Genomic DNA, 5,730 nt, shown 5'->3' with positions numbered 1-5,730 from the left:
CACGAAGATCGGGCTTAAAGGAGTGCGGACTGCCTTTACGCGCAATCTAGGGGCTTTTGTTGGGCGATCGATCCCGCTCGTTGGCGAAGTGTTTCTGGCCCGAGACGCATTCTTGATCATCCGCAATACGGTCGTGACCTACAACCGCCTCGCGCAACCGGCTGATCGGGTGCCGCTGTGAAGGACGAGACATGGGATCGGTTGGAGGCGTTTGCGCGGGAGGAACTCGGTCGACCGCTATTCGGCGGTCAACTGGATATTCAGCCCACGTCGCGCCTTGAGGATGACTTGGGCCTCACAGGGCTCGATGCTGTCGAATTTATTGATAAGTGGGCTGACACCTTCCACGTGCAGGTGCACGAATTCCCTTACCGGCGCTACTTTAGCCCGGAAGGCCAGCAGTTGCTTTCTTCGTTCCTTGGCCTATTTTCGACGCGGTTTCGCAGACCGGCGCTCGTGCCTTTAACGCTCGGGATGTTGGCTGAGGCGATGCGTCGTGGGCGGTGGGACACGGCCGAGGCCGAGGCGATGCTCAGTAGGAACAATTGAGGTGCGAAAAGCGCGCGATTAAACGTCACTGGAAGGTGACAATGCCGTCGCGAAACGGTGCCAAAACGCGCGTGACGCTACAGCACCCTGTAAGTACCTGCGGCGCCCCAAACGAAAAAGGGTTTCCGGAAACAAACCGGAAACCCTTATCAATACTGGTCGGGGCGAGAGGATTTGAACCTCCGACCACCTGCACCCCATGCAGGTACGCTACCAGGCTGCGCTACGCCCCGAAAGCATGAAAGTATAACAGACACTTTCACTAAATAGAACCACCTACGCGAAACTATCTGCGCAGCAGTTCGATGATGCCGAAAAGATCCTTCCGCAGCTGCGCGACATCGACGTTCGCTTCAACATCCGAAGCCGGCGCAGGCGCCGAAACACCGGCCCCCTGCCGCCCTTCCTGCTCAGGCTTCGCAGCAGCGGCCTCTTCCTCTTCAATCACCGCACCACGCGCATCGAGCTTGTTGCGCGCACCGTTGATCGTGAAACCCTGCTCATAGAGCAATTCGCGAATACGGCGAATCAACAGGACTTCATGGTGCTGATAGTAACGACGGTTGCCGCGACGCTTGACGGGACGCAGCTGCGTGAACTCCTGCTCCCAGTAACGCAGCACATGCGGCTTCACACCGCACAGCTCGCTCACTTCACCAATCGTGAAGTAGCGCTTTGCTGGAATCGGGGGCAAGACGACTTTCTCGACCGTCGTAGTCATCGTCGGTTTAACCGTCGTGGTAAAAGACGCGCTGCAATACTTCGGAAACTGCCGCTATTCAAGCGCCGCTCAACGAGCCTCAAGCCCCGCTTTCAACCAGCGCCTTGAGCTTTTGGCTTGCATGGAACGTCACGACACGGCGCGCCGCGATCGGAATCGCCTCGCCCGTCTTGGGATTGCGCCCCGGCCGCTGCGGCTTGTCACGCAACTGAAAGTTGCCGAAGCCCGACAGCTTCACGCTATCGCCCCCTTCGAGCGCATCGCGGATCACCTCGAAAAACGCCTCCACCATGTCCTTGGCTTCGCGCTTGTTCAGTCCCACATTGTCGAACAGCAGCTCGGCCAATTCGGCTTTGGTCAAGGTAGGCGTTTCCGTTGAGCTGGATACGCCGACAGAGGATGTCGGTATTTCGCGAATCATGGCGCCACGCTGCGCCGCAAGTAGGGCTTCGAAATCACTCGAGTTCATTTCGTTCATGTCTAAAAACGGCGACTATCCGATGGCGACACACCGCACGAACGCTCTTGCGAGCGTTCCCGCGCTCATCAGCGCAACCGCGCGCCGTAGACTCGAGCCAAGCGATCCACCAAGGTCTTGACGGCCAAATCCACCGTCTCGTCCTGCAGCGTGCCGCCAGTATCTTGCAGGGTCACGCGGAAGGCAAGGCTTTTCTCATGCGCCGCCATGCCACCGGAAGTGCTTGATTTTGCACGAAATTCATCAAAAAGCGCAACCCTCTGGACGAACTTGCATGCGTCTTCGCCGAGCGCCTTCTGCATCTCGTCGAGCAGCGCCTGAACCTCCACGTTCTGATCGACCACCACCGCAATATCGCGCCGCACCGGCGGGTATTTCGAGACGTCCGACGGCGTCGGCAACGCGCGGCCCATCAGCGCGTCGGCATCGACTTCGAACAACATCGGCGCATGCGGGAGATCGTATTGCTGCATCCAACGCGGATGCAGTTCGCCGATCCAACCCACGGCACGGCCATCGAGTTCGATGCGCGCGCTGCGCCCCGGATGAAGCGCTGGATGTTCCGCCTTGACGAAGCGCGCCACGCGCGGCGCGAATAAGGCTTCCACATCGCCCTTTACATCGAAGAAATCCACCAGGCGCGTGGACAAGCCCCACTGCTCGTCAGCGGCCGGACCATAAGCGAGCGCGCCGATGCGCTTCGGTTGAGCATAGCCTTCCACCGTCATCTCGCTCGCACCGACCGACGCGTCGCGCAGGAACACGCGCCCCGCCTCGAACACGCGCACGCGATCCGCGCGGCGATTCAAGTTGTGACGCAAGACGTCGATCAGGCTGCCGAACAACGTCGTGCGCATGACCGCCAACTGGCTCGCAATCGGATTCACCACGCGAACCGGTGCGTCGTTGCCCGCGAAGTCGCGCTCCCAGCTTTCGTCGACGAAGCTGAAGTTGATCGTCTCGGCGTAATCGCGCGCGGCCAACGCATGGCGCAGCGTGTGAATCGAACGGCGCGTCTCGTTTGTCGCGCGCATCGCGTTTGCCGCAACCGGCGGACGTGCCGGAATCTTTTCGAAGCCGTAGATGCGTGCGACTTCCTCGATCAAGTCTTCCTCGATCTCGATGTCGAAACGATACGACGGCGGCGTCACAGCGAAGATCTCGCCGTCGAATTCATACTGGAGCCCGAGGCGCGTGAAGATCCGCGCCATTTCATCGGCATCGATCATCACGCCGATCACGCGCTGCGCCCGTGCCACGCGCATCGTGACGGGCGGACGCTGCGGCAGGTTGACGACGTGATCATCGACAGGCCCCGCCTCTCCGCCGCAAATATCGAGGATGAGGCGCGTAATGCGTTCGATGTGCTGCACAGTCGTGTCGTAATCGACACCGCGCTCGAAGCGATGACCGGCATCGGTCGAGAAGTTGTACTTGCGCGAGCGGCCGCGAATGCTGTCCGGCCACCAGAACGCGGCTTCCAGATAGACGTTGGTCGTGTCGAGCGTCACCGCCGTGCTGTCGCCGCCCATGATGCCGGCCAGGCTCTCGACTTGATGGCCGTCGGCAATGACGCCCACTGTTTCATCAAGTTCGATCGTATTGCCGTTCAGGAGCTTCAGGCTTTCGCCGCGACGGCCCCAGCGGACTTCGATGCCGCCATGAATCTTGTCGAGATCGAACACATGCGACGGGCGGCCGAGCTCGAGCATGACGTAGTTCGAAATGTCGACGAGCGCCGAAATGCTTCGTTGTCCTGAACGCTCGAGGCGTTCGACCATCCACTGCGGTGTGTGCGCGCGGGCGTTCACGCCGCGAATCACGCGGCCCGAAAAGCGGCCGCACAGATCGGGCGCCGTCACCTTCACGGGCAAGCGCTCGTTGAGCTTGACGGCGACGGGCTCGATCGCAACCGGCGTCAAAGGCGCGCCGGTAATGGCCGCTGTTTCCCGCGCCACGCCAAACACGGACAAACAATCGGCCTTGTTCGGCGTCAACTTGATTTCGAAGAGGGTATCGTCCAGGTTCAACGTTTCGCGAATGTCCTGTCCGATCGGCGTGTCCTCGGGCAGGATCATGAGGCCGCTATGATCTTCCGAGAGCTTGAGCTCGCGGGCCGAGCACAGCATGCCTTCGCTTTGCACGCCACGCAGCTTCGAGAGCTTGATCACGAACGGTGCGCCGCCCTCTTCCGCCGGCGGCAGCTGGGCACCGACGAGCGCGACGGGCACTTTGATACCGGGCGCGACGTTCGGCGCCCCGCAAACGATGTTCAGCACCGAGCCCGTTCCGGCATCGACCTGACAGACGTTGAGCTTGTCCGCATCCGGATGCTTGACGACTTCGAGCACTCGGCCAACGACGATCTTCGACGTGGGCGGCGCGGCCGGGCGCAGCGACTCGACTTCGAGACCGGCCATCGTCAACGCATGCGACAGTTCGTCCGTCGTCAGTTGCGGATCGACAAACGCTCGGAGCCAGGATTCAGGGAATTGCATGTGTGTCTACGTTCGAAGGAGTGGGTCCATGCCCGGCGGCTTGCAAGCGCTCGTGAATCAAGCGCTCGCAGGCCCAGGCACCGCTTGCGGCTTTCGTTCGCGCCGTCGATATGACGCAACGGCGCTTACGCGAACTGCCGCAAGAAGCGCAGATCGTTCTCGAAGAAGAGCCGCAGATCCTGCACGCCATAGCGCAGCATCGTCAGACGCTCGAGGCCGCTGCCGAATGCGAAGCCGATGTAGCGCTCCGGATCGAGGCCCATGTTGCGGATGACGTTCGGATGCACCTGGCCCGAGCCCGAGATCTCGAGCCATTTGCCGGCGTTCTTGCCTTCTTCGAACTTCATGTCGATCTCGGCCGACGGTTCCGTGAACGGAAAATACGAAGGCCTGAAGCGCACGAGGATGTCGTCGCGCTCGAAGAATTTCTTCAGGAAATCGGTATAGACGCCTTTCAGATCGGCGAAGCTGATGTTCTCTTCAATCCACAAGCCTTCGACTTGATTGAACATCGGCGAGTGTGTCGCATCGCTATCGACGCGGTACGTGCGCCCCGGCACGATCACTTTGATCGGCGGCTGATTGCTGCGCGCATAGCGAACCTGCATCGGGCTCGTGTGCGTACGCAACAGCAACGGACGCCCGCCTGCATCCTTGCCGTCGACATAAAACGTATCTTGCATCGACCGCGCCGGATGGTTTTCCGGGCTGTTCAGCGCCGTGAAGTTGTACCAATCCGTTTCGATTTCCGGGCCGTCGGCCACGTCGAAACCGATCGAGCCGAAGATTTGCTCGACGCGTTCCCAGGTTTGCATCACAGGGTGCAAGCTGCCGGCGCCGGTTCCGCGCCCAGGCAAGGTGACGTCGATCGCTTCGGCCGTCAGCCGCTGCTCGAGCAGTGCCTGCGCGAGCGCATCGCGACGCGCCGTGAGGGCGGCCTCGACTTGCTGCTTCGCGACGTTGATGCGTGCACCCTCGGCCTTGCGCGCCTCGGGATCGAGCTTGCCGAGCCCCTTCAGCAGTTCCGTCAGCATGCCCGCCTTGCCGAGAAAACGCGCCTTCTCGTTTTCGAGCGTCGTGCTGTCGAGCGCTCCGGAGAAGGCTGCTTGTGCGTCGGCGACAATCCGGTCCAGATCCATTGATCCCATCATTTCAACGTCGGTGAGTTACGTGAGTGCAACCAGCAAAAAAAAGGGGCTCGGTGAGGAGCCCCGTTTTCTTGTCGGGAACGACGGCTTGCGCCAGCGCTCCCGACGAACCACGCAGTGACTAATTGTTCAATCAGTGATCAATCAGGCTGCAACGGCGGCTTTCACCTGCTTCACGATCGCGGCAAAAGCGGCCTTGTCGAACACAGCCATATCGGCCAGCACCTTGCGGTCGAGTTCGATCGACGCCTTCTTCAGGCCGTTGATGAACACGCTGTACGTCATGTCGTGCTGACGAACCGCCGCGTTGATACGCGTGATCCACAGTGCACGGAA

The 5,730-nt window shown here is 60.7% G+C and carries 6 protein-coding genes, 1 tRNA gene and 1 pseudogene; 2 read left to right on the top strand and 6 right to left on the bottom strand.

What is annotated here, in order from left to right; genetic code table 11:
• Positions 1–181 (top strand): annotated as a pseudogene (locus ACTHL0_RS20995) (STM2901 family protein); the annotation flags it as partial.
• A complete protein-coding gene (locus ACTHL0_RS20990) occupies positions 178–549 on the top strand; it encodes a DUF1493 family protein (protein ID WP_440568824.1) in 372 nt (123 codons plus the stop codon). The pseudogene ACTHL0_RS20995 and the gene ACTHL0_RS20990, both read left to right, overlap by 4 nt.
• A 156-nt stretch (positions 550–705) precedes the next feature.
• Here ACTHL0_RS20990 and ACTHL0_RS20985 read toward each other — a convergent pair.
• The 6 genes from ACTHL0_RS20985 to rplT all read right to left on the bottom strand — a co-directional run.
• A tRNA-Pro gene (locus ACTHL0_RS20985) sits at positions 706–782 on the bottom strand.
• A 53-nt stretch (positions 783–835) separates the two neighbouring features.
• Complete coding sequence (locus ACTHL0_RS20980; RefSeq protein WP_440568823.1) at positions 836–1,270, bottom strand: MerR family transcriptional regulator; 435 nt, start codon at positions 1,268–1,270, stop codon at positions 836–838.
• Positions 1,271–1,349: 79 nt separating this feature from the next.
• Complete coding sequence (locus ACTHL0_RS20975) at positions 1,350–1,748, bottom strand: integration host factor subunit alpha (protein ID WP_440568821.1); 399 nt, start codon at positions 1,746–1,748, stop codon at positions 1,350–1,352.
• 68 nt (positions 1,749–1,816) lie between these two features.
• The gene (gene pheT, locus ACTHL0_RS20970; protein ID WP_440568820.1) at positions 1,817–4,246 is read right to left on the bottom strand and encodes a phenylalanine--tRNA ligase subunit beta; all 2,430 of its coding nucleotides are present in this window, start codon (positions 4,244–4,246) and stop codon (positions 1,817–1,819) included.
• 125 nt (positions 4,247–4,371) lie between these two features.
• Positions 4,372–5,385 (bottom strand): phenylalanine--tRNA ligase subunit alpha, encoded by a 1,014-nt coding sequence (gene pheS / locus ACTHL0_RS20965; RefSeq protein WP_440568819.1) that lies wholly within the window; start codon positions 5,383–5,385, stop codon positions 4,372–4,374.
• A gap of 153 nt (positions 5,386–5,538) precedes the next feature.
• Positions 5,539–5,730 (bottom strand): 50S ribosomal protein L20 (gene rplT / locus ACTHL0_RS20960; RefSeq protein WP_440568818.1); only part of this gene is annotated, 192 nt, incomplete at its 5' end.

The organism is Trinickia sp., from assembly GCF_051961175.1.
Taxonomy (GTDB): Bacteria; Pseudomonadota; Gammaproteobacteria; order Burkholderiales; family Burkholderiaceae; genus Trinickia.
The sequence above is the reverse complement of the archived record's forward strand: the minus strand, read 5'-3'. Positions and strand labels throughout refer to the sequence as shown.

Coding starts and splice junctions, on each gene's coding strand:
- ACTHL0_RS20980 (WP_440568823.1), bottom strand. CDS start 1,270: ATGACTACGACGGTCGAGAAAGTCGTCTTGCCCCCGATTCCAGCAAAG.
- ACTHL0_RS20975 (WP_440568821.1), bottom strand. CDS start 1,748: ATGAACGAAATGAACTCGAGTGATTTCGAAGCCCTACTTGCGGCGCAG.
- pheS (WP_440568819.1), bottom strand. CDS start 5,385: ATGGATCTGGACCGGATTGTCGCCGACGCACAAGCAGCCTTCTCCGGA.
- pheT (WP_440568820.1), bottom strand. CDS start 4,246: ATGCAATTCCCTGAATCCTGGCTCCGAGCGTTTGTCGATCCGCAACTG.